This window comes from Polaribacter sp. ALD11, assembly GCF_002831685.1.
In the GTDB taxonomy this organism is placed as follows: domain Bacteria; phylum Bacteroidota; class Bacteroidia; order Flavobacteriales; family Flavobacteriaceae; genus Polaribacter.
The window spans coordinates 1,344,268-1,369,338 of the sequence record NZ_CP025119.1 but is presented as its reverse complement, the minus strand read 5'-3'; the positions used below and the strand labels follow the sequence as shown (position 1 = coordinate 1,369,338).

Annotated in this window: 19 protein-coding genes; 10 read left to right on the top strand and 9 right to left on the bottom strand. The window is 30.0% G+C overall.

The genetic code is table 11. The features are described 5' to 3' along the window. The first annotated feature begins 147 nt into the window (after nucleotides 1-147). From CW731_RS06135 to CW731_RS06120, 4 genes are all read left to right on the top strand, one after another. Complete coding sequence (locus CW731_RS06135; RefSeq protein WP_100945891.1) at nucleotides 148-2,646, top strand: PIG-L family deacetylase; 2,499 nt, start codon at nucleotides 148-150, stop codon at nucleotides 2,644-2,646. A 229-nt stretch (nucleotides 2,647-2,875) separates the two neighbouring features. Next, nucleotides 2,876-4,603, top strand: coding sequence for a sodium:solute symporter (locus CW731_RS06130; protein WP_100945890.1), 1,728 nt, complete (start codon nucleotides 2,876-2,878; stop codon nucleotides 4,601-4,603). Nucleotides 4,604-4,970: 367 nt separating this feature from the next. After that, nucleotides 4,971-7,424 (top strand): endopeptidase La, encoded by a 2,454-nt coding sequence (lon, locus tag CW731_RS06125; RefSeq protein WP_100945889.1) that lies wholly within the window; start codon nucleotides 4,971-4,973, stop codon nucleotides 7,422-7,424. A gap of 589 nt (nucleotides 7,425-8,013) precedes the next feature. Beyond that, on the top strand, nucleotides 8,014-8,808 hold the full coding sequence (locus CW731_RS06120; protein ID WP_100945888.1) for a phosphocholine cytidylyltransferase family protein: 795 nt from the start codon (nucleotides 8,014-8,016) through the stop codon (nucleotides 8,806-8,808). Nucleotides 8,809-9,106: 298 nt separating this feature from the next. Here the strand turns inward: CW731_RS06120 and CW731_RS06115 are convergent, their stop codons facing one another. From CW731_RS06115 to ruvX, 6 genes are all read right to left on the bottom strand, one after another. Further along, on the bottom strand, nucleotides 9,107-10,570 hold the full coding sequence (locus CW731_RS06115; protein ID WP_100945887.1) for a potassium/proton antiporter: 1,464 nt from the start codon (nucleotides 10,568-10,570) through the stop codon (nucleotides 9,107-9,109). A gap of 336 nt (nucleotides 10,571-10,906) precedes the next feature. Beyond that, nucleotides 10,907-11,131: a hypothetical protein gene (locus CW731_RS06110; protein WP_100945886.1), complete on the bottom strand. Its 225-nt coding sequence runs from the start codon at nucleotides 11,129-11,131 to the stop codon at nucleotides 10,907-10,909. A 175-nt stretch (nucleotides 11,132-11,306) separates the two neighbouring features. Then, a complete protein-coding gene (mazG, locus tag CW731_RS06105) occupies nucleotides 11,307-12,086 on the bottom strand; it encodes a nucleoside triphosphate pyrophosphohydrolase (protein WP_100945885.1) in 780 nt (259 codons plus the stop codon). A 78-nt stretch (nucleotides 12,087-12,164) separates the two neighbouring features. Further along, nucleotides 12,165-12,587, bottom strand: a complete 423-nt coding sequence (locus tag CW731_RS06100) for a DUF5606 domain-containing protein (RefSeq protein ID WP_100945884.1) — start codon at nucleotides 12,585-12,587, stop codon at nucleotides 12,165-12,167. Nucleotides 12,588-12,615: 28 nt separating this feature from the next. Beyond that, entirely contained in the window at nucleotides 12,616-13,206 is a 591-nt protein-coding gene (gene def / locus CW731_RS06095) for a peptide deformylase (RefSeq protein ID WP_100945883.1), read from the bottom strand. Nucleotides 13,207-13,351: 145 nt separating this feature from the next. Beyond that, a complete protein-coding gene (gene ruvX / locus CW731_RS06090; protein ID WP_100945882.1) occupies nucleotides 13,352-13,765 on the bottom strand; it encodes a Holliday junction resolvase RuvX in 414 nt (137 codons plus the stop codon). 120 nt (nucleotides 13,766-13,885) lie between these two features. On the opposite strand from ruvX, the gene CW731_RS06085 reads away from it, so the two are divergent. The 5 genes from CW731_RS06085 to CW731_RS06065 are packed head-to-tail and all read left to right on the top strand — an operon-like array spanning nucleotide 13,886 to nucleotide 18,735. After that, on the top strand, nucleotides 13,886-14,701 hold the full coding sequence (locus CW731_RS06085; RefSeq protein ID WP_100945881.1) for a 2,3,4,5-tetrahydropyridine-2,6-dicarboxylate N-succinyltransferase: 816 nt from the start codon (nucleotides 13,886-13,888) through the stop codon (nucleotides 14,699-14,701). 15 nt (nucleotides 14,702-14,716) lie between these two features. Further along, nucleotides 14,717-15,469: a glycosyltransferase family 2 protein gene (locus CW731_RS06080; protein ID WP_100945880.1), complete on the top strand. Its 753-nt coding sequence runs from the start codon at nucleotides 14,717-14,719 to the stop codon at nucleotides 15,467-15,469. Next, nucleotides 15,466-16,590 (top strand): glycosyltransferase family 1 protein, encoded by a 1,125-nt coding sequence (locus tag CW731_RS06075; protein ID WP_100945879.1) that lies wholly within the window; start codon nucleotides 15,466-15,468, stop codon nucleotides 16,588-16,590. Before CW731_RS06080 ends, CW731_RS06075 begins: the two co-directional genes overlap by 4 nt. A 7-nt stretch (nucleotides 16,591-16,597) precedes the next feature. Further along, nucleotides 16,598-17,644 (top strand): hypothetical protein, encoded by a 1,047-nt coding sequence (locus CW731_RS06070; protein ID WP_100945878.1) that lies wholly within the window; start codon nucleotides 16,598-16,600, stop codon nucleotides 17,642-17,644. 5 nt (nucleotides 17,645-17,649) lie between these two features. After that, nucleotides 17,650-18,735, top strand: coding sequence for a glycosyltransferase (locus tag CW731_RS06065; protein ID WP_100945877.1), 1,086 nt, complete (start codon nucleotides 17,650-17,652; stop codon nucleotides 18,733-18,735). A 213-nt stretch (nucleotides 18,736-18,948) separates the two neighbouring features. On the opposite strand, the gene CW731_RS06060 is transcribed toward CW731_RS06065, so the two are convergent. Next, nucleotides 18,949-19,824 (bottom strand): GT-D fold domain-containing glycosyltransferase, encoded by an 876-nt coding sequence (locus CW731_RS06060; protein WP_100945876.1) that lies wholly within the window; start codon nucleotides 19,822-19,824, stop codon nucleotides 18,949-18,951. A 181-nt stretch (nucleotides 19,825-20,005) separates the two neighbouring features. Between CW731_RS06060 and CW731_RS06055 the strand changes: the two genes are divergently transcribed. After that, nucleotides 20,006-21,421: a CCA tRNA nucleotidyltransferase gene (locus CW731_RS06055; protein WP_100945875.1), complete on the top strand. Its 1,416-nt coding sequence runs from the start codon at nucleotides 20,006-20,008 to the stop codon at nucleotides 21,419-21,421. Nucleotides 21,422-21,524: 103 nt separating this feature from the next. Here the strand turns inward: CW731_RS06055 and CW731_RS06050 are convergent, their stop codons facing one another. Both CW731_RS06050 and CW731_RS06045 read right to left on the bottom strand, forming a co-directional pair. Then, complete coding sequence (locus tag CW731_RS06050; RefSeq protein WP_100945874.1) at nucleotides 21,525-23,354, bottom strand: ABC transporter ATP-binding protein; 1,830 nt, start codon at nucleotides 23,352-23,354, stop codon at nucleotides 21,525-21,527. Next, the gene (locus tag CW731_RS06045; protein ID WP_100945873.1) at nucleotides 23,354-25,069 is read right to left on the bottom strand and encodes a phospho-sugar mutase; all 1,716 of its coding nucleotides are present in this window, start codon (nucleotides 25,067-25,069) and stop codon (nucleotides 23,354-23,356) included. Before CW731_RS06045 ends, CW731_RS06050 begins: the two co-directional genes overlap by 1 nt. Nucleotides 25,070-25,071: the final 2 nt, after the last annotated feature.

Genomic DNA, 25,071 nt, shown 5'->3' with positions numbered 1-25,071 from the left:
TATAATCTTATTAAGTGATTCTGAAAATTAATTTATTAACAGGTTATGAGTATTTTGTTAATGAATTTTGAAACGTTATAATTTTGTTAACAAAATTCATCTTCATTGATAAAAAACTACATTTGTTTTACTGACCAATTTTTATTTATGAAGAAATTTTCACTTTCTATAGTAGCGTTTTTACTGATTTCTATTTCAATATTCGCTCAAAAACCACAAAAATTAACTTCAAATCAGATTTATGAAAAAATTCAAAAACTGAATTTCTTAGGAACTGCTTTATACATTGCTGCGCATCCAGATGATGAAAATACACGCTTAATTGCCTATTTAGCAAATAACGTAAAAGCTAGAACAGGTTATTTATCTCTAACTCGTGGAGATGGAGGACAGAATTTAATTGGGTCAGAAATCAGAGAATTACTAGGCGTTATTAGAACACAAGAATTGTTAGCAGCAAGAAGAGTTGATGGTGGAGAACAGTTTTTTACAAGAGCGAATGATTTTGGATATTCTAAACACCCCGATGAAACTTTAGAAATTTGGAATAAAAAAGAAGTTTTAAGTGATGTTGTATGGGCAATTAGAACCTTTAAGCCAGATGTAATTATTAACAGATTTAACCATAGAACTCCAGGTACAACACACGGGCATCATACAGCTTCGGCAATGTTAAGTGTGGCTGCTTTTGATTTGGTTGGTGATAAAAAGAAATACCCAGAACAGTTAAAATACACAGAAACTTGGCAACCAAAACGGTTGTTTTTTAATACATCTTCTTGGTTTTATAATGATGAGGCTGATTTTGAGAAAGCTACAAAAGGAAAATTAACTTCTTTTGATGTTGGTGTTTATTACCCCTTAAAAGGTTTGTCTAACAATGAATTAGCGTCGATGGCAAGTAGTCAGCATTTGTGCCAAGGTTTTGGGCGAGTTACCACAAGAGGAGCACAAAATGAATATGTAGAGTTTTTAAAAGGAGACAAACCTAAAGATAAAAATGATATTTTCTCAGGAATAAATACCACCTGGAACCGTCTTGAAAGCGGTGGAGAAATAGGAGAGATTCTCTATGAAATTGAAGTTAATTTCGATTTTGTGAATCCGTCTAAATATTTGCCGAAATTAATGAAAGCCTATCAATTAGTACAGCAATTAGAAGATGCTCATTGGCGAGCAATTAAAGAAAAACAGCTAAAAGAAATTATTGAAGCATGTGCAGGTTTGTATTTAGAAGCTTTTGCAAATAGTTCTACTGGAACACCAAATTCTACAATAGAAGTAAATTTTGAAGTACTAAATAGAAGTAGTGTTGCTATGGAACTTGTTTCTATAACGTCTACAATAGATAATAAAAAGGTTACAAAAAACATCGATTTAGACTTTAACAACAAAATAATTTTTAAAGAAAGTATCAATTTAAAAACGAATACTTTTTCAGATCCTTATTGGTTGAAAAAAGAATCTTCTTTAGGAATGTATAAAGTTGATAATCAAAAATTAATTGGGAAACCAGAAACACCAAGACCAGCAACAATAGATTTTAATTTAACAATTAATAATGTTGCTATTACAATTACAAAAAATGTATTAAGAAAGTATGCGGAAAGAGATAAAGGAGAAATTTATGAACCTTTTGAAGTTTTACCAAAAATTACTACAAAACTAAAAGATAAAGTGCTTATTTTTTCTGATGATGTTGCTAAAAAAGTATTAGTAGAAGTTAGAGCAGGTACAAATAACATTACAGGAAATGTAAGTTTAAAAGCACCAGTAAGTTGGGTGGTTTCGCCAAAAGAAATTGCTTTTAATATCAACCAAAAGAATGACAAGCGAACGGTTACTTTTTTAGTAACTCCGCCTAAAAATCAATCTGAAGGAAATTTAGAAGTGATTGCAACTTCTAAAGGGAAAATGTACACAAAAGAGTTGATAGAAATTAATTACAATCACATTCCTAAACAATCTGTTTTGTCTGACTCTAAAGCAAAAATTGTTCGTTTAAACATTAAAAAAGCAGGAAGTTATATTGGTTATATTAAAGGAGCTGGAGATACTGTTCCAGAAAGTTTACGTCAGATTGGGTATACTGTAGAAAACATTAATCCGTTAGAAATTAACGAGAAGAATTTATTAAAGTACGATGCCATTGTTCTAGGAATTAGAGCATATAATGTTGTAAAAGAATTAAAATTTAAACAAAAATTCTTGCTAGAATATGTAGCAAAAGGAGGAAACATGATTGTGCAATACAATACCAATAGAGGTGTAGATGTTGCAGCACCTTTCTCCTTATCTCTTTCTACAGATAGAGTTACAGATGAATTTGCAGAGGTTAAAATTTTAGCAAAAGAGCATTCACTTTTAAATTTTCCTAACAAAATTACAAATGAAGATTTTAAGGGGTGGGTACAAGAGCGTGGTTTGTATTTTCCAGATTCTTGGAGTAAAGAATACACACCAATTTTATCGATGCACGACAAAGGTGAAACTGCAAAAAACGGAAGTTTACTAATAGCAAAATATGGTAAAGGAAATTATATTTATACTGGTTTAAGTTTCTTTAGAGAATTACCAGCAGGAGTTTCTGGTGCGTATAAATTGTTTGCGAACATGTTGTCTGTTGGTAAGGAAGTTTCAAAATAGTAAAAGATAAATGTTAGCAAATAAGTTTAGCCCTGATTGTAACGACATCCTTTTTTATTTTTCATAAAAAAGATATAGTGGAAAGCAGGAAATAGCTTCAAAAAAAAATAAAATAAGGATGAAAGAACAAAAATATAAATGGAAAAAAGAGTACTCATTGGTTTTAATAGCGAATGTAATTTATATTATCGCGTTTTATTTTATTACTAATTATTTTACAGTTTAATTGATGGAAATAGAAAGTAAATTACACGCTGTAGATTGGATTATTTTGTCTGTAACATTAATTTTTATTGTTGCTTATGGAACGTATGTTACTAGGAAAAGTGCGGATGTAACAGATTATATTAAAGGTGGAAATGATTCGAAATGGTGGACGATTGGTCTGTCTGTTATGGCTACGCAAGCGAGTGCAATAACGTTTTTATCTACACCAGGGCAAGCATTTCATAGCGGAATGGGATTTGTGCAATTTTACTTCGGATTGCCAATTGCCATGGTAATAATTTGTGTCGTTTTTATTCCTATTTATCACAAACTAAAAGTTTATACAGCGTACGAGTTTTTAGAAGGAAGATTCGATTTAAAGACAAGAAGTTTAGCCGCTATTTTATTTTTAATTCAGAGAGGTTTAGCAGCAGGAATTACCATTTTTGCACCTGCAATAATATTGTCTGCAGTTTTAGGATGGGATTTATTAACGCTGAATATTATTATAGGTTTTTTAGTAATTATTTACACAGTTTCTGGAGGAACAAAGGCGGTAAATGTTACGCAGAAGCAACAAATGATTATCATTTTTATTGGAATGTTAATTGCATTTTTTATGATTATGAGTCAGCTTCCTGAAAATATTACGTTTACAAAAGCGTTGGAAATTGCTGGTGCAAGTAATAAAATGGAAGTGCTAGATTTCTCTTTCGATTTAAGTAACAGATATACCGTTTGGACAGGGATTTTAGGTGGAACTTTTTTAATGCTTTCTTATTTCGGGACAGACCAAAGTCAGGTACAGCGTTATTTATCTGGAAAATCTGTAAGAGAAAGTCAGTTAGGTTTAATTTTTAACGGATTGTTAAAAGTACCAATGCAGTTTTTTATCTTGTTAATTGGAGTGATGGTTTTTGTATTTTATCAATTCAATCCTTCTCCATTAAATTTTAATCCCGGAGCAAATGAAGCTGTTTTAAACTCTAATTACTCGCAAGAATACAAACAGCTAGAAGCAGAACATATTGCTATTGAAAATACTAAAAAAGCAATTTTTGCTGATGGTTTTCAAGTTTCAGAAAAACAAGAAATTCAAGATTTAAATGAAAGAGATTTAGCGATTAAAGCAAAATCAAAAGTAATTATTGATAAAATTGATGAAGAAAATACGTTAGATAAAATTGAATCTAATGATAAAGATTACGTATTTATTCATTTTATTTTAAACAATTTACCGAGAGGCTTAATCGGACTTTTACTCGCCGTAATTTTATCTGCAGCAATGTCTTCTACAGCATCTGAATTAAACGCATTGGCAAGTACAACTGCTATCGATTTATATAAACGGAATGTTGGCGATGGGAAAACAGATGAGCATTATGTAAAAGCGTCTAAATGGTTTACGTTGGCTTGGGGAATTATAGCTATTTCCGTTGCTTGTGTTGCCAATTTATTCGATAATTTAATTCAGTTGGTAAATATTATTGGTTCTATTTTCTATGGAAATGTGTTGGGAATTTTCTTATTAGCTTTCTTTATTAAATTCGTAAAAGGAAATGCCGTTTTTATAGCTGCATTAATAACACAAGCTTTAATTATCTGGGTTTTTGTCTTAGATTGGTTGCCGTATTTATGGTTGAACTTATTAGGATGCGCTTTAGTAATGGCAATTGCAATTATATTGCAGACTTTTATTCCTTCAAAAGAAAATAGTAATGAAGCTCATGCAACAGTAGATCTTGAATAAATAATGTAGAAGAAGATACTTTCGATTTTAAGATTAAAACAAGTGAGCATACTTTCGAAACAGAAGACTTCAGTAGCTTTTTAATAAAAGAAACCGATGCTATAATATCGGTTTCTTTATAAAACTAAATTAATTCCATAGATTCAGTTAAAAAAAGATAAGATTAAAAGAATAATCTTAGTATTTAGAATATTTCAAAAACCTTATTTGCCAATAAAATATTTTGGCACAACAATTGATTTTTATAAGTAGAAAGTCAATTGATTTTAATTTTAAAGATTTGATTTTCAGTTATTTAATAAATATAACACAGGTGTTGAATCTTTCAATTTTAAAGTTCAATGTCAGTATGACAGATATATAGAAGATGAGTAAACCAAAAGTAATGAGATTAGACAACATGTCGCTTCACAGTATGTTAAACGAAGATTCTGAGTTAATCCCTTTGATGACACCGGAAGACGAAGAAATTATAAATAAAGAAAGTGTACCAGAAATATTACCAATTTTACCACTTAGAAATACCGTTTTATTTCCAGGAGTTGTAATTCCTATTACTGCTGGTAGAGATGCATCTATTCAGTTAATAAAAGATGCAAACAAAGGTGATAAAGTAATTGGTGTTGTTGCACAGAAAAATGAAGATGAAGAAGAGCCTGGTTTAAAAGATATTCATACAACAGGTGTTGTTGCACAAATTTTACGTGTTTTAAAAATGCCTGATGGAAATACAACCGTTATCATTCAGGGTAAAAAACGTTTTGAAATTGATGCAATTGTTCAAGATAAACCTTATTTAAAAGCAACTGTAAAAGAAGCTGTTGAAGATAGAGAAGTGGATGATGAAAAAGAGTTTGAAGCAATTATAGACTCTATTAAAGAGCAAGCTTTAGAAGTAATAAAGGAAAACCCAATGTTGCCTTCAGAAGCTTCTTTTGCAATTAAGAATATAAAATCAAATTCTTTTTTAGTGAATTTCATTTCATCAAATATGGATTTAACCGTTGCTCAAAAACAAGTGATTTTAGAGAAAGACAATCTAAAAGAACGTGCTTTATTAGCCTTGAAAAACCTAAACAAAGAGCTTCAGAAATTACAATTGCGTAATGATATTCAGTCTAAAACAAGAGAAGATTTAGACCAACAACAACGTGAATATTATTTACACCAACAGTTAAAAACCATTCAAGACGAATTGGGTGGAGTTTCTAATGACGAGGAGTTAGAGGAAATGCGTGCGCAAGCAAAAACTAAAAAATGGAGTAAAGAAGTTGGTAACACTTTTGAAAAAGAGCTGAACCGTTTAAAAAGAATGAATCCGCAAGCTGCAGAATATGGTGTTCAGAGAAGTTATTTAGAGTTGTTGTTAGAATTACCTTGGGGAATTTATTCTGAAGATAAATTCGATTTAAAACATGCAACAAAGGTTTTAGATAGAGATCATTTTGGTTTAGAGGAAGTGAAAGAAAGAATTATAGAACATTTAGCTGTTTTAAAGTTAAGAGGAGATATGAAATCGCCAATTATCTGTTTATACGGACCTCCAGGAGTTGGTAAAACTTCTTTAGGGAAATCTGTAGCAGAAGCTTTAGGGCGTAAATATGTTAGAATGTCTTTAGGTGGTTTGCGCGATGAAGCAGAAATTAGAGGACACAGAAAAACGTACATTGGTGCAATGCCAGGGCGTTTAATTCAGAATTTGAAAAAAGCAGGAACTTCAAATCCGGTTTTTGTTTTAGATGAAATAGATAAGTTAAGTAATAGTCATCAAGGAGATCCTTCTTCGGCAATGTTAGAGGTTTTAGATCCTGAACAAAATGAAGCTTTTTATGACAATTATTTAGAAGTTGGGTACGATTTATCTAAAGTACTTTTTATCGCAACAGCAAATAATTTAGGTGAAATTCCTTGGGCTTTGCGCGATAGAATGGAAATTATAAATGTAACTGGTTATACTATTGAAGAAAAAGTAGAAATTGCTAAGAGACACTTATTACCAAAACAATTAAAAGAACATGGTTTAACAACCAAAGATATAAAGTTAGGTAAAAAACAATTAGAGCAAATTGTAGAAGGTTATACACGTGAATCTGGAGTGCGTGGTTTGGAAAAGAAAATCGCAAAAGTGGTTCGATTTGCAGCAAAATCTATCGCTTTAGAAGAGGAATATGAGATTACTTTGTCATCAGAAAAAATTGAAGAAATTTTAGGAACACCAAGAAACAGAGGGAAGTTCGAAAATAATGATGTTGCTGGTGTGGTTACAGGTTTGGCTTGGACACAAGTGGGTGGAGATATCTTATTTATAGAATCTATTTTATCGAAAGGAAAAGGAACACTTTCTATTACCGGTAATTTAGGAACGGTAATGAAAGAGTCTGCAACAATTGCTTTGCAATACATAAAATCGAATGCTGAAGAATTTGGAATTAAACCAGAAATTTTAGAGAAATACAATGTACATATTCACGTACCAGAAGGAGCAACACCAAAAGATGGGCCAAGTGCCGGTATAACGATGTTAACCTCTTTGGTTTCTTCTTACACACAACGTAGAGTCAAAAATAAATTAGCCATGACTGGTGAAATTACTTTGCGTGGAAAAGTGTTGCCTGTTGGAGGAATTAAAGAAAAAATATTAGCTGCAAAAAGAGCAAATATTAAGGAAATAATTTTGTGTGAAGACAATAGAAAAGACATTTTAGAAATAAAAGAAAGCTACTTAAAAGGCATGACTTTTCATTATGTTACAGACATGAAACAAGTAATAGAATTGGCGCTCACAAAGCAAAAAGTTCAAAATGCTAAGAAATTAGTGTAATTTTAAAAAGCCTCCAATTTGGAGGCTTTTTTTATGGCTTTCTAAATCTACTCGAGCCTACAATGAAAAGATTATAAAAAACGGCAGAAGTTCGAGAAGTCTAAATTTATTAGACATAAAACAATTTGCATTCCTACTGTAATTCAGCAAGAGAACGAAGAAGAATCTTTTTTTTATGATGAAAACTACCGATTATCTATCATAAAAAATAATGATGCTAAGAAGTTTCCTGATCTTAAACTTCAGAAGGCGTTTTTATAAGAGTCTATATATTTCGTTTTTATTCGGTTAGTTGTTAGTAATCAGTGAGGTATAATCTAGAGTTTAATGAGAATTTATTCGACAGCAAAACCTAATTTTTGTTCTTTTTCTCTTATTTTTTAAGTACTAATTATTCTAAATAATAGTAGTTATTTCTATGTTATGATAGTAACTTTGCACACTTATTTATATCAATACATACACAAACTTCATCTTTAATAACTAACCCTTCAACAAATAAGCCAATACATTAAAAGCATTAAATTTAGGAAGCTTATTTTTCTTATAGCATTTTTATTTTTTTTTGATGGCAGCAAATCAATAATACATGAATATTAATACAGCAAATTATGATAGTGACAGTCGTATATCAACTGCATTATTACTGGCAGCAGGAACCGGTAGTCGTCTTTTTCCAATAACTAAAGATGCTCCTAAATGTTTAACGCTGGTAAGTGAAAAATCAATTTTAGAACGCCTTGTCGCTAATTTGAAAAAAGAAGGCTTTAAACGCCTTGTAATTGTAACAGGTTATAAAGAAGAATGTATTATAGAGTACCTTGGAAAACAAACAGAAGATTTAAGTATCGAATATATACATAACCCATTTTATAAAACCACCAATAATATCTATTCATTATGGATGGCTCGAAACATTATAAATGAGCCTTTTGTGCTTTTAGAAAGCGATTTGGTTTTAGAAAATTCTCTGCTAAATCAAATGATGTATCCAGATAGAATGGCAGTTGCGAAGATGCAGCCTTGGCTAAATGGAACCACAGTAGCAGTTAATAAAGATAATTTAGTGACTCAGTTTCAGCCAGGAACCACAGATATTTATACAGATATTCGCTTCAAAACTGTAAACATTTATAGTTTTTCACTTTCATCTTGGAGAAAAATTTGTAAAAAATTAAATCAATATATTTCAGAAGGTAGTGTAAATAGTTACTATGAAATTGTTTTTTCTAAACTGGTAGAAGAGAAAAGTTTATTCTTAACGGCTGTTTCTTTTGACGAGAAACCTTGGTATGAAATAGATACGATACACGATTTAGCCGAAGCAGAAAAATTGTTTCCTTTAGAATCTTCAAAAGAAGTTGCTTATGCAATTAATTTATAAAAGAGTTATAAGTAAATACAAAAAGCTATATCCTATTAAGAGTATCTCTTGAGCGAAGTCGAAAGTTGCTAGTTTGTAGCAAAAAAAGAGAAGAGCTTAACCAAGTACTAAAAATAAGATTAAACTTATTTTTAGTAAATTTATCTAATACAAAAAATAGATTCATATTTTATTGAATTTCGACAAAATATGACCCCATTTTTATTAATTTTTAAAATATAGATTCTCTTCCTTTGGAAATAATAAATAGAAAATTAAAAGAATAGATCAATCAATAAGTAAAAAACAGGATTCTTTCTTATTTGTTTTTAAGTGTTTTGTAGACTTCATCAAAAGCTTCGGGTCTATCTGCAAGCACTATTAAAGTATCCTGTGTTTCTATTTTTGTTAAACCGTTTGGTATTATATAAGTTTCATCTCTTTTAATCATGGCTATTATTGCATTTTTAGGAAAGCCTAATTCAACAATTTTTTTACCTACCGCATAGCAATCTAAGGTAATTAAGAGCTCTTTCATTTCTGCCTTCGGATTTTCTGCCATAAGCAAATCAGTTGGGGTTAACTCTTTTTGAGTTTCCGGTAACCCAACGTTTAACCATTTTGCAATAATAGAAAGCGTGGTTCCTTGAATTAATATGGATGTAACTGAAATGAAAAAGACAATATTAAAAATCATATTTGCTTTGTCTATTCCTGCTAAAAGAGGGTACGTAGCAAACACAATCGGAACCGCACCACGCAAACCAACCCAAGAAATATAAAACCTTCTTTTTAGCTTCATTTTAAAGAAAATAAGACTTATAAATACGCCTATAGGTCTTGCAATTAATATTAAGAAGATAGAAATAAGTAGCCCAATTCCCATATATGGAATAATTTGAGAAGGAAAAACAAGTAAACCTAGGGTAAGGAATAGTACAATTTGCATAAGCCACGCCAAACCATCAAACATTTTTAAAATGGTTTTTTTATGAATCAAATTTTGATTTCCTAAATAAACGGCACAAATGTAAATGGCTAGAAATCCATTACCCCCTACAAAGTTCGTTGCAGAAAATGTAATGAACATTAGTGCAATCACTAAAACAGGATACAACCCTTCAAAGTCAAGTTTTATTTTATTAATAATATATTTACTAGTGATTCCAAAAGCAATACCTGCAACACCTCCTAAAATCATTTGTTGTAGGAAAAAAGGAATGATAGATAAGAAGCTTTTGTCTTGATTTATTACGAGCGTTAAAAAAGCAATCGTTAATACATATGCCATCGGATCGTTACTTCCGCTTTCTAGTTCTAAAGTTGGTCTTAAATTAGTTTTTAGTGCAAGACTTTTAGCTCTCAGAATAGAAAATACAGCAGCTGCATCTGTTGAGGAAACTATAGAGCCTAAAAGCAAACTCTCGTAAATGGTAAAATCTGTAACAAACCACACAAAAGTACCAAGGGAAACAGCTGTAATTAAAACACCTAATGTAGATAATAGAATACCTTCTTTAATAATTGGTTTCACTGCTGTCCAGTTGGTATCAAGTCCGCCAGAAAATAAGATAAAATTTAAGGATACAATACCAATAAACTGAGCAAGTTTAGGATTATTAAAACGAATACCTCCAATTCCATCAGAGCCCGCCAGCATTCCAATACCCAAAAAGAGTAATAAAGTAGGAACACCGAATTTATAAGAAGTTTTACCAGCAAAAATACTTACAAGAAGTAATAAAGAGCCAATTAATAATATATTTTCAATAGTTAAATTCATTTGTTTTCTTTAAAATCGAAGCACACAAAGGTAGTACTACGCATTTTAAAAGTCGTTAATAAAGTACTATTGTTTCCATTTTAATAATGCCTATTTTTTGAATTTATGCTGTGTTTTATTAAATTTGTTTGATGTTTTAGCAAAAGAACTAATAAAAGAAGTTGTTTTATGTAAATAAGAAGTTGGTCAAATTCTCTTTTTTGATAAGAAATTTAAGAGAATCTACCTTTTAGTGATAAATTTTGTTTTGTTGCACTGTGTTTTACAATAAAGACAAAAGTTAATTGAGAATCGTCTTAAAGAAAAGTACCGTAAATTATAAAAAGAGGTTCCTAATTATTCTATAATTTCGTAGTCAATACTTAATTTTCGTAAAGTTCTTAAAGCAGAACCCGCGTTTTTATCTTCTACCTCGATGTCTACGGCATCACCCTCTAATAGTATTTCTGTAAGCTCATTGGACAAAGAATCATTTATGTGTAATGAAATTTCTGCAATAGACCTGGCAATTGCTCTTTTATCGGGTCTTTGAGTATCACAAGATAATAAGTTTAATTTCATATCGATATATAATTTATGAATGCAATATAGAAGACTTAAATTGAATAGACATGATTGTTGTTCGATTATTAATGAGGGTTTCTAATTAATCGACTATTTTAAAAGTGGAGTTATTTTTTAGAAGGAAGAAGTATCGTTTAAAATACAAATATAAAAAGGAGACAATGGTTCAGAATTATTTAAAGAACTCTTTCGATTTTTCCCAATAGACATCCATTTCAGTTAAAGACATTTCAGAAATATCTTTGCCTTCTTTTTTAGCTTCTTTTTCTAAATACTGAAAGCGATTGATGAATTTCTTATTTGTTTTTTCTAAAGCATTTTCAGGATTTACTCCAATAAAACGAGCATAGTTTATCATAGAAAATAAAACATCTCCAAATTCTTTTTCGGTATTTTCTATATGACCAGCTTTAATTTCTTCGTTTAGTTCTGTAAGTTCTTCTTGTACTTTTTCCCAAACTTGTTCGGGTTTTTCCCAATCGAAACCAACACCAGCAACTTTTTCTTGAATTCTACTCGCTTTTACAACTGCGGGTAAACTTTTAGGAACACCTTCTAAAACAGATTCTTTGCCTTCCTTTAGCTTTAATTGTTCCCAATTGCGTTTTACTTCTGCCTCATCTTTAACAACTACATCGCCATAGATATGAGGATGTCTGCTGATTAGTTTATCACAAATTGAATTTGCAACGTCACCAATATCAAACGCTTTTTTCTCGCTTCCAATTTTGGCATAAAAAACGATGTGCAAAAGCACATCGCCTAATTCTTTTTGTATTTCAGGTAAATCGTTGTCTAGAATAGCATCAGCAAGTTCGTACGTTTCTTCAATTGTTAAATGACGTAGACTTTCTAAGGTTTGTTTTTTATCCCAAGGGCATTTCTCACGAAGGTCATCCATAATGTCTAACAAACGGTTAAAAGCAGCTAATTGTTCTTTTCTAGAATTCATTTTTCTTCAAAATAGATTTACACAGCGTTTTAGTTTAAACGAGTTCATTTAAAACAGAGACTTTAAACTGAATACTAATTACTCTTTTTCTGTTTTTCCCTCAGTAGGAGTTTCAACTTTAGAAAAATCCATTCCAGCGTTTACTAATAAATTAAACCACTGAATTACTTTTTTAATATTAGAAGTATACACTCTTTCAGCATCATAATCTGGTAGAACTTCTGCAAAAAATGCTTCTAATTTCTTACCACTTTCTTTATGAGAAATCGCTTCTTTACCTTCTGTTTTTTCAAACATTGCTTTAAAAACTTGCAATAGAGGAATATCTTCTTCGTAGGTGTAAATAGCGATATTTTCTAATAAACTTACATTTTGAGTTGCGTTAATTGCTACTCTTTTATCATCTGCTAAAGAGGCAACTATTATTGCGTTTTTAGATTGAGAAACTACTTGGTATAAACCAGCTTTACCGGTAACTGCTATAATTTTATTAAATTCCATGTTATATGTTTTTTGTGTCTTTAAAAGACTATTTACCTTTTTTTTGATTTGGAAAACGCATTCTATAATCTGCGGTAATTTTTCCTTTAGAAATATTTTCTAATTTCTTTTTAATGATTCTTTTTTTTAGTGATGAAAGCTTGTCTGTAAACAAAATTCCTTCAATATGATCATACTCGTGCTGAAAAACTCTTGCAGCCAAACCATCTAAAGTTTCGGTGTGCTTTTTAAAGTCTTCATCTTGATATTCGATTGTTATTTTAGGTTGACGAACAACATCTTCTCTAACATCAGGAATACTTAAACACCCTTCGTTAAAAACCCATTCTTCACCTTCTTCTTCTAAAATTTTAGCGTTTATAAAAACTCTATTAAATGTTTTTAACACTTCTCTATCTTTTTCAGATAAATCTTCATCTTCTGCAAAAGGCGAAGCATCAATTGTAAATAAACGAATTGCTTTTCCAATTTGTGGAGCTGCCAAACCAACGCCAGAAGCATTGTACATGGTCTCTTTCATATTGGTAATCAATTTTTCTAAATCAGGATAATTTGCATCTATTTCTACAGCAACTTTTCTTAAAACAGGATCTCCGTATGCAACAATTGGTAAAATCATTTATTTTTATTTATTTAAAAACGAGTGCAAAAGTACAATTTAGAATTACGAATTACGAATTTTTGAATTACGAATTTTGCTGATAGTACGTTTTTTAGATTGTTTTTAACAGTTTAAGAGTATTGTAATTAGATATTTAAACAGCTTAATGCTGGTTATATAAGTAAGATTGTAAAATGATGGTAGCGCTAATTTCATCTACCATTGCCTTGTTTCTTCGTTGTTTTTTTTTCATTCCGCTATCAATCATTGTTTGAAAAGCCATTTTAGAGGTAAAACGTTCGTCAATTCTTTTCATAGGAATTTGAGGAAACAACTTTTCTATTTTTTTTAGAAAAGGTAAAATCAGTGCTTCACTTTCACTATCAGAATTATCCATTTGTTTAGGTTGCCCCATTAAAAAAAGTTCTACTTTTTCTTTGGATATATACTCTTTAAGGAAAGACAATAATTCTGTCGTATTTACAGTAGTTAAACCAGAAGCAATTATTTGCAACTCATCTGTAACTGCAATTCCTGTTCTTTTTTTTCCGAAATCTATTGCTAAAATTCTAGCCATTTACAATTGTTTTTGCAATAATACGTTTTTTAAACAAAGTAGAAATATCTGTTTAAAAAATGTATCTTCGCTTCCAGTTTTTACGGATAGATTTATATTTGCAAAAATTATACAATTAGAATGAAAGAAATTAGAGAAATTATAGAGTCCGCTTGGGAAAATCGTGACTTATTAAAAGAACAAAATACGGTTGATACGATTAGAAAAGTAGTCGATCTACTAGATAAAGGAGAACTAAGAGTTGCAGAACCAACAACAGGCGGTTGGCAAGTAAATGAATGGGTTAAGAAAGCAGTAGTTTTATATTTTCCGATTCAAAAAATGGAAACTTTAGAAGCCGGTATTTTCGAATACCACGATAAAATTCCATTAAAAAGAAATTTTGCAGAAAGAGGAATTAGAGTAGTGCCAAATGCAGTTGCAAGACACGGTGCTTATATTGCCCCTGGTACTATTTTAATGCCAAGTTATGTAAATATTGGTGCGTACGTAGATGAAGGAACGATGGTTGATACTTGGGCTACAGTAGGTTCTTGTGCACAAATAGGTAAAAACGTACACCTTTCTGGTGGTGTTGGTATTGGTGGTGTTTTAGAACCATTACAAGCAGCGCCTGTAATTATAGAAGATGGCGCATTTATAGGATCTAGGTGTATTGTTGTAGAAGGTGTAAGAGTAGAAAAAGAAGCTGTTTTAGGTGCAAATGTTGTTTTAACAATGAGTACTAAAATTATTGATGTAACTGGTGATGAACCATTGGAAATGAAAGGAATAGTTCCTGCCCGTTCTGTAGTTATTCCTGGAAGTTATACAAAGAAGTTTGCCGCTGGAGAGTTTAATGTACCTTGTGCATTAATTATTGGAAAAAGAAAAGAAAGTACCAACAAGAAAACATCTTTAAACGATGCTTTACGTGAATATGATGTAGCTGTTTAAAGGTTTAAAAATGCTATGACTAAAATATCGGCAATAATACCAACATTAAATGAAGAAATTCATATAAGAGAAGCGATCGAATCTGTGGGTTTTGCAGATGAAATTATTGTGATAGATTCTTTTAGTACAGACAAAACGTTGGAAATAGCAGAAAAAATGAATGTAAAAATCATCAAGCGTAAGTTTGATGATTTTTCTTCTCAGAAAAACTATGCTATAGCGCATGCAAAACATGATTGGATTTATATTTTAGATGCAGATGAAAGAGTTACATCAGAATTAGAAAAAGAAATTTTAGAAGCGGTTAAAAACCCGAAAGATTTTGTAGGTTTTTATCTTGGGAGAAACTTTTATTTTGCTGGTAAAAAAATTAAATATAGTGGTTGGCAAAGAGATAGAGTAATTCGTCTATTTCTAAAAGAATTTTGTGAATACAATGGCAACCCGGTTCATGAGACTATAAAGACACATGGTAGTTTAGGTTTTTTGAAAAATAAAATTAATCATTATTCTTATCGAAATTATGATCATTATATTTCTAAAATAAATCAATATGCTTGGTTACAAGCAGAAGATTTATACAAAAAAGGAAAAAAAGTAAACGGATACCATATTTTAATAAAACCACCAGTTCGTTTTTTTGTGCATTATATTGTTCGACTAGGGTTTTTAGACGGTTTTGAAGGTTTTATGATTGCTAAAACTCAGGCTTTTGCAGTTTTGTCTAGATATTTGAAACTTTGGTTACTTAAAAATAATTTGAAATGAAAATAGGCTTCGACGCAAAACGCATCTACCATAATACTTCTGGTTTAGGAAATTATGGGCGAGATTTAATTAGAATTCTATCAGAATTTCACTCAGAGAACACCTATGTTCTGTATAATCCGAAGGCTAAGAAAGTAAAAAGACTTATTTCTAAAGAGAACATTACAGAGGTTTTACCAGATACTAAATTTTGGAAAATATTTTCTTCAATTTGGAGGCAAGGTCCAATTATAAATCAAATCAAAAAAGATGAAATTGAGGTTTTTCACGGTTTAAGTGGTGAAATTCCAAACGGAATTCAAAATACGACTATAAAAACAGTAGTTACTATTCATGATTTAATTTTTGTTAGATTTCCTGAGTTATATTCTTTTTTCGATAGGAAAATACATCTTAAAAAAGTACGATTTTCAGTTGAAAATGCTGATAAAATTATAGCTATTAGCGAACAAACGAAAAGAGATATTGTTAAATATCTAAAAATAGATGAAACAAAAATAGACGTAATTTATCAAGGCTGTCATGCAACGTTTAAAGAAGTGAAATCTACAGAGTTTAAAGAAGAGGTTAAATTAAAATTTAATCTTCCAGAAAAATTTATTTTAAATGTAGGTGCTATTAATAAGCGTAAAAATATTTTATCACTTATAAAGTCTATAGAAAAAATAGATACTACTTTAATTGTAATTGGTGGAAAGTCGTCTTATTTTAAAGTTGTAAACTCTTATATTAAAGATAATAATTTAGAGAAAAAAGTACGATTTTTAGAAAATGTAACAATGCCAGAATTGTCTGCAATCTATCAAGTAGCTTCCGTTTTTGTGTATCCAAGTATTTTTGAAGGTTTTGGTATTCCTATTATTGAAGCTCTATACTCTAAAACACCCGTTATTACAAGTACAGGAAGTTGTTTCTCTGAAGCTGGTGGGCCAGATTCTTTTTATGTGAAGCCTGGAGATATTAAAGAATTAACAGATAGAATAAACTTGATTTTAGGAGATGAAAAACTCTCTAATGGAATGATTAAAAAAGGGTTTGAGTTTGTGCAGAAATTTAATGATGATGTAATTGCTGAAAACTTTATAAGTGTTTACAAAGATTTAATCTTATCAAAGAAATAATAATTTCATGAAGGCAGCTATTGTAGAACTTTCCAAATCGCATGAAGAATGTGTTTTTAGTCAAATTTCTTTCTTACAAGAAGATAATAATGATGATGTTTCTCTGTTTTTACATCCAGCTATAAAGAATCAAATTACTTATCTAAATTTAGCGAATAACGTTTCTATTATAAATTTTGATGAATTGAAAGGATTTAAATCACTTCAATATCAATTAAACGTAGTTAAAGAATTAAGTAAATTTGATAAAGTCATTTTTAATACAGCCTCTTCTTCAAAACAGGTACGAAATATTGTTTTCTTTCTACTATTCTATAAAGTAGAATGTATTGGAGTTCTTCACAATACAAAAAAACTTCAAAAAAGTTTTACTCAAAAAATTATCAGTCTCAAAATAAAAAAATATTTTGTTTTAAGTGATTACTTAAAAGATAAGGTACGAATTTCTAATTCTAAAATTAAATTAGAAAGTTTTTACCCTATTTTCTTTCCTAAATTTAAGAGCCAAAATATAGAAAAAAAACAAGGTGAAGTATGGTTTTGTATTCCTGGTAGAGTAGAGTTTAGTCGAAGAGATTATTTTTATTTAATTCATCAATTACAGAAAAATGAATTATCAGCTAAAATAAAATTTTTAATTTTAGGTAATATCAATACAAAAGACGGAATAGCATTTAAATCAGAATTGGAACGCTTGAATTTTGAGTCTTACTTTATCTTTTTTAACGAATTTATAACTAATGAATTGTATTATAGTTATATAGAGAAATCAGATTTTATTCTTCCTTTGCTGAAGAGAAAAGATTTTTCTTATTTGAACTTCAAAATTTCTGGAACTTTTAATTTGGCATTTGCTTTTAAAAAAATAATCATATGCGATGACTTTTACAAAAACATTACTGATTTAAATGAAAATGGAATTTTTTACTCTGAAGAGAGTTTCACTGAAATAATAAGTAACACGAATAATTTTGTGATTAAAAATACTTATTCGGATAAAAAATGGCATTACAATTTTCAATATAAAAAATACATCAACTTTATTAAAAGTTAACTAATATGAAAACAATTTGTTTTTTCAACTCTATAGAAACTTGGGGTGGCGGAGAAAAGTGGCATTTTGAAATGGCTTCTTATACGAGTTCTCAAAATTATAATATTTTGTTTTTTTTGAATATTAAAAGTGCTTTAAATGATAGGATTAAAAATGATAATTTAAAGAAGTATTTTATAGAAGTAGGTAATTTTTCTTATTTAAATTTTATTAAAGTCAACAAAGTAGCCAAGGTTCTTAGAGCTGCAGCTGTAGATGTTATTGTAATAAATTCATCTCAAGACATGAAATTTGCTGGTTTGGCAGCAAAAAAAGCAGGAGTTAAAAATATTATTTATAGAAGAGGAAGCGCAATTCCTATTAAGAATTCATTCATTAATAGATATTTTTTTTCTAATATTATTACAGATGTTTTGGCAAATTCTTTTGCAACAAAAGAAACTATTAATGCAAAGAATAAAAATATTTTTCCAAAGGATAAAATTATTGTTATTCCAAACGGAATTGAGACTCAAAAGTTTTTAGAAGATTTTGACACTATTAAAGTAGAAAATAATAAGGTCTTTACATTAGGGAACTTAGGACGGTTAGTAAAACAGAAAAATCAATTTTTCCTGTTAGAAGTTGCAAAAGTTTTAAAGAATGAAAATTTTCCATTTAAGTTAATCATTGGTGGAGAAGGGAAATTAAAAGAAGCACTTATAAATAAAACAAAAGAATTTAATTTAGAAAATGAAGTAAAACTCGTAGGCTTTGTAGATAATCCAAAGTTATTTATGTCTAAACTAGATGTGTTTTTATTATCTTCTTTATGGGAAGGTTTTGGTTATGTTATTGCAGAGGCAATGTTATGCGAAAAACCTGTTGTTGCCTTTAATATAAGTAGCAATCCAGAATTGATTGTTGAAAAAGAAAATGGCTTTTTAACAGAAGTAAATGACGTGAAGGCTTTTGTTGCCAAAATAAAAGAGTTAAATACTAAGAACTATTTAATTTCTGAGTTTGGAAAAAACGGAAGAAATAAAATTGTAACAGAGTTTGATGCTTTATTAGTTCGTGAAAAATTTAAAAATTATATAGAAAGTTTGTAATATCAGTTAGTAATTTATGTAGGAATATTCAAAGTAGTTTTATTTGAAAAGCTAAAGTTTCTTATTTTTTATATAATCATTGAAATTTAATCGAATATGTTAATCTACAAACTAATATTTTTTTTTGAAATCCTTTAGTAGTTAAAATTACATCAAAAAAAATAGAATTAACTTTCAAGGTCTGTTAATAGTAAAAACGAAATTTAATTTCAATTAAATCACTTGATTTCTAAAAAAGAATTTCACATCTTTTTTAAAATATTTAAATTTTTCTTTAAACGTCATTTTTGGTATTGGGTTTAGAATTGGTAAAATTTTATGTCCTTGTAAACGTATCCATGTTCTAGATACTTTTCTTGCTGCAGCATCTACAATAGACCCCAAATCAATTAATTTTACGTCACAATTCATGTCCCATAATCTTAAGGCAATTGCATTTGATGAACTTCCTGCAGAAGGAATTATTAAATCTACTTTGTCGATATTTCTCTCAATTTCTGGCCACCACTCTTCAATAGTTTCATATGCATTTTTAGCAGGAATTTTCACAAAATAGTCAATCTTCCCGTATAAACTTTCTGTAACTTTTTGATCAGTACTTCCCACAAACATTTTCCTTTTATTACGAACATGCTTATTTAAAAATAAATTTAGTTTTTTAGGATTAAAAACGGCCATACATTGGAAAATACAAGGGTTTTCGAAAATAAAATCAGTTTTAAAGTTTTTTTGTTCTATAACATCAATCATTTCTTGCTGCCAAGAAAATTGTTTGTAAATTCCTTTTGCATGATACTCATCATAAGGGTAGTTAATTGGGCAGGAAATTAGGTAATTACTATCTTTTATCGTGAAAGAATTTTGCACCTCTTTGTCTAAACCTTCATTATATATATAGTTTCTGTGATTCTTTTTCAGCATTGTAATAAATTCACCATCTCCAAATCTAACGAAAAATAATCGTTCTTTTTGTAGTAACCTTTTGTCTAGATAATTAAAGGAATCTTGAATGTTCTTTGTACTGATTATTGAACTATCAGGTTTTGTGTTAAGGAAAAAATTATGAAAATAATATTTTAAAGGTTTCATCAAATAGAATTTCTATCATTAAGAAAGTAAAGATAAATAAATTATCATTTTATAACTTCAAAAGAACATTTTATTACTAGTAAATCTTTCTATATTTTGTAATTTTGTTTTTTTTTATTTTACAATTATTTTGTAGACTTTCATTTAGAACATCTTAAAAGAAATTTGATTTCGAATATTTATGAATCATAAAGAAGCAATTTCATTAGAAATATTTAATATTATATCAAAAGCGTCCAGTCAACTACAAATAGATAGTTATGTAATTGGTGGTTTTGTTCGTGATTTTTTCTTAAAAAGAGGGAGCCCAAAAGATATAGATATAGTGGCAGTTGGTAGCGGCATTGAGTTAGCTCAAGCAGTTTCTAAATTATTGCCAAAGAAACCAAAAGTACAAGTTTTTAAAACGTACGGAACAGCAATGTTGCGTTACAAAGACATAGAAATTGAGTTTGTTGGTGCTAGAAAAGAATCGTATTCTGAAGAGAGCAGAAACCCAGAAGTCTCAAAAGGTAGTTTACAGGATGACCAAAACAGAAGAGATTTTACTATAAATGCATTGGCTTTAAGTTTAAATGAAGGAACTTTTGGTGAATTATTAGATCCGTTTAACGGAATGGAGGACTTAGAAAAAGGAATCATTAGAACTCCTTTGAATCCTGATATTACCTACTCTGATGATCCTTTAAGAATGATGAGAGCGATACGATTCGCCTCACAATTAAATTTTACTATTGAAGAAAATTCACTTTCTGCAATTACAAAAAATTCAGAAAGATTAAATATTATTACAAGAGAACGAATTGTTGATGAATTGAATAAAATAATGTCATCAGTAAAACCATCAATCGGATTTTTATTATTAGAAGAAACAAAGTTATTATCACAAATTCTACCTGAGTTAATCGATTTGAAAGGAGTAGAAGAGGTGGAAGGGCAGAAGCATAAAGATAACTTTTATCATACCTTAGAAGTAGTAGATAATATTTCTGAATATACCCAAGATGTTTGGTTGCGTTGGGCAGCTTTATTGCATGATATTGGTAAAGCACCTACCAAAAAATTCAGTAAAAAAGTAGGTTGGACGTTCCATTCTCATGAATTTGTGGGGTCTAAAATGGTAAATAAAATCTTTAAAAGATTAAAAATGCCATTGAACAATAAAATGAAGTTTGTCCAGAAAATGGTCATGTTAAGTTCTCGCCCTATTGTTTTAGCAAGTGACGTTACAGATGCTGCGGTTAGGCGTTTAGTTTTTGATGCGGGTGATGATATTAATTCTTTAATGACACTTTGTGAAGCAGATATTACTACAAAAAACCCGAAAAAATTTAAAAGATACCATGCTAATTTCGAGGTGGTTCGTTCTAAAATAAAAGAAGTAGAAGAAAGAGATCGCGTTCGTAACTTTCAACCACCAATTTCTGGTGAAGAAATAATTGCGGCATTTAACTTAGAACCATGTAGAGAAATCGGACAAATAAAAGAGGCTATAAAAGAAGCTATTTTAGATGGTAAAATACCTAATGAACACAAAGCTTGTCATAATTTTATGCTTAAATTAGGGCAGAAGCTAGGTTTAACGCTAGTTATATAGCTATTATTAGTTTAATATACTTTTCTTAGAAATATAAAAGAAACAAAAAGACCAATGTTATTTACGAAATAGCATTGGTCTTTTTAGGTGTTTTAATAATATTTTAGCTTAAAGATTGCATTGTTACCAACTTAAAGTACTCTCCTTTTTTAGCAAGTAATTCTTCGTGTTTTCCCTGTTCTACAATTTTCCCTTTTTTCATTACCACAATTTTATCCGCTTTTTGAATGGTAGAAAGTCTGTGTGCAATGACCAAAGAAGTTCTGTTTTGCATCATTTTTTCTAAGGCAATTTGTACCAACTGTTCAGATTCTGTGTCTAAAGCAGAGGTTGCTTCATCTAAAATCATAATTGGTGGATTCTTTAAAACAGCTCTCGCAATAGACAAACGTTGTTTTTGTCCGCCCGAAAGTGTGTTTCCACTATCACCAATATTGGTATGGTATTTTTCTGGTAAATTTTGAATAAATTCATCAGCATTTGCAATTTTTGCAGCTTCTAGAATAGCGGTATCTGTTGCATTTTGAATCCCTAATTTAATGTTGTTTGCTATTGTGTCATTAAATAAAATAGAATCTTGAGAAACAATTCCCATTAAATCTCTCAAAGATTTTTTTGTAACGTCTTTAATATTGTTGTCATCAATAAGAACTTCACCTTTATTAACATCATAAAAACGAGTAATAAGGTTTGCTAAGGTAGATTTTCCACTTCCAGATTGTCCAACCAAAGCAACTGTTTCTCCTTTGTTAATGGTTAATGAAAAGTCTTTTAAAACGTAATCGTTTTTATATTTAAACGATATATTTTTAAATTCAATTTTAGTAGTAAAATCTTCTTTTACAATTGCATTAGGTTTGTCTTTAATACTATTTTCAGTATTTAAGACCGTCATAATTCTTTCAGCAGAAGCCTCTCCTTTTTGGATGTTGTAAAATGTAGTGGTAATTAATTTTATGGGATTTAAAACAGTGTAGAATAGAACAATATACCCAAAAAACTCATCTGGCTGCAGCGCGCTTGTATTAGATAAAACTTCTGTTCCTCCATACCAAAGGATTGCAATGATGGTTGCAGAACCCAAAAACTCACTCATTGGTGAAGCTAAAGTTTGTCTATGAAAAACATTTGTCATTAACTGTTTAAAATTTAATGTAGAATTATTAAATTTTTTCTCAATTACACTTTCTGCATTAAAACCTTTTATAATTCTTAAACCTGTTAAGGTTTCTTCTATAAAAGACAGAAAGTTACCGATCTCTTTTTGCGCTTTAGCAGAATTTGCCTTTAATTTTTTACTAATTGATGAAATTATAAATCCAGAAACTGGCAGCAAAACAAATACAAAGAGCGTTAATTTTATACTCATAAAAAGCATAATACTTATAGAAATAATAACCGTTAAAGGTTCTCTAACAATTACTTCTATCGATTTTAAAATAGAACTTTCTACTTCTTGTACATCGGAAGTCATGCGAGCAATAATATCTCCTTTTCTTTTTTCTGAAAAATAAGAGATTGGCAATTCTACAATCTTATGGTATAATTTATCGCGTAAATCTTTCACGATACCTGTTCTTAAAAAAGTGATGACATAAGAGGCTAAATACCTAAATAAGTTTTTGAAAAAAAATAATGATAATGCCAATAAACATATAAAAAGAAGTGTATTTATTTCTCCATTATTTTCGATTTTTTGAGAGATAAAAAGATAAAAGCTATCTTTCAAATACTTTCCAATACTTAATAAACCATTATAAGCCGGTTCTTCTATAACCTTTTTATCTGTACTAAAGAGAATACCTAAAACAGGAATAAATGCTAAGACAGATAGCACATTAAAAATTGCGTAAAGTATGTTGAAAAGAATATTTAGAATTGTAAATTTTCGATACTTTTTCTCATATTTTAAAATATCTTTAAAATAACCCATTAATCTAGTTTCATTTCTTTAATAATTCGTTGGATTTTAGCATCCAACTTAGCTTCAATATTCGCTGCATTTTTAGCATCGTCTAACTTTGTGTTCACACTAAAATAAAATTTTATTTTAGGTTCTGTTCCGCTTGGTCTCGCTGCAATTCTTGTTCCGTTTGCCGTTTGATAAATTAAAACATTAGATTTTGGTAAATCGATGTTTGTTACTTCACCAGTAATTAAGTTTTTTCTTGTTGCTGCATCATAGTCAGAAAGAAATTCTACTTTTTCTCCGTCAATTTCTGTTAAAGGGTTGTTACGCATGTCGCTTAACATTTGCTCAATTTCTGCAGCACCGTCCATTCCTTTCTTAGTAATAGAAATTAAATGCTCCTTATAGAAGTTATTTCTAACATAAATACTTAACAATTCCTCATAAAAAGAACTTCCGTTTTGTTTCGCTAAAGCTGCAATTTCACAAGCTAAAAGTGTTGCGGTTACGGCATCTTTATCTCTAACAAAATCTCCAATCATATACCCAAAACTTTCTTCACCACCACCAATAAAATCCATAGATTCATGGTCTCTAATCATTTTAGCAATCCACTTAAAACCAGTTAAACCAACCTTGGTTTCTACACCATAACTTTCTGCAGCTTTGTTAACTAATTCTGTAGAAACAATTGTAGAACCCACAAACTGATTTCCATTAATTTCACCAGCTTCTTTCCATTTTTTCAGAAGAAATTCTGTCATAACAACCATTGTTTGGTTCCCATTCATTAATTTCATGTTGCCATCTGTATCTCTAACAGCAACACCTAGTCTATCGCAATCTGGGTCTGTACCAATTACAATATCTGCACCAATTTTGTTTGCCAAATCGGTTGCCATTTTTAAAGCTTCTGGTTCTTCTGGGTTTGGAGATTTTACGGTAGGAAAATCGCCGTCTGGAGCTCTTTGTTCTTCAACAATGTGTACGTCTGTATAACCTGCTTTTACCAACGCATCTGGTACAGAAACAATAGAAGTTCCATGTAAAGAAGTAAAAACAATTTTTAAATTTTTTCTATCTATTTTATCTGATAAAGAACCGTTTTTCACAGCCCCCTCAATAAAAGCGTCATCAACTTCTTTACCTATGGTTTCAATTAAGTTTTCATTAGCTTCGAATTTAATTTCAGAGAAATCTAAAGCATTTACGTTTCCAATAATTCCACCATCGTGCGGAGGTACAATTTGTCCGCCATCTGCCCAATATACTTTATAACCATTATATTCTGGCGGATTATGGGAAGCGGTTAAAACAATACCAGCATCACAACCTAAATGACGCACTGCAAAAGATAATTCTGGTGTTGCTCTTAAATCTTCAAACAAATACACTTTAATATTATTCGCAGAAAAAACATCGGAAACAATTTTAGCAAATTTCTTACTGTTATGTCTACAATCGTAAGCAATTACAACACTTAATTGTTCTTTTTTAACGTTTTCTATTAAATAATTAGACAAACCTTGGGTTGCTCTACCTAGCGTGTATTTATTAATTCTGTTCGTTCCTGCGCCCATAACTCCACGCATTCCACCAGTACCAAATTCCATGTTTTTGTAGAACCTGTCTGCTAAATCAGAAGAATTAGAAGCAATTAATTCTTGAATCTCTTGTTGAGTTTCTGCATCAAAAGTAGGTGTTAACCATTGTTTTGCTTTGTCTAATATTTCGCTCATTT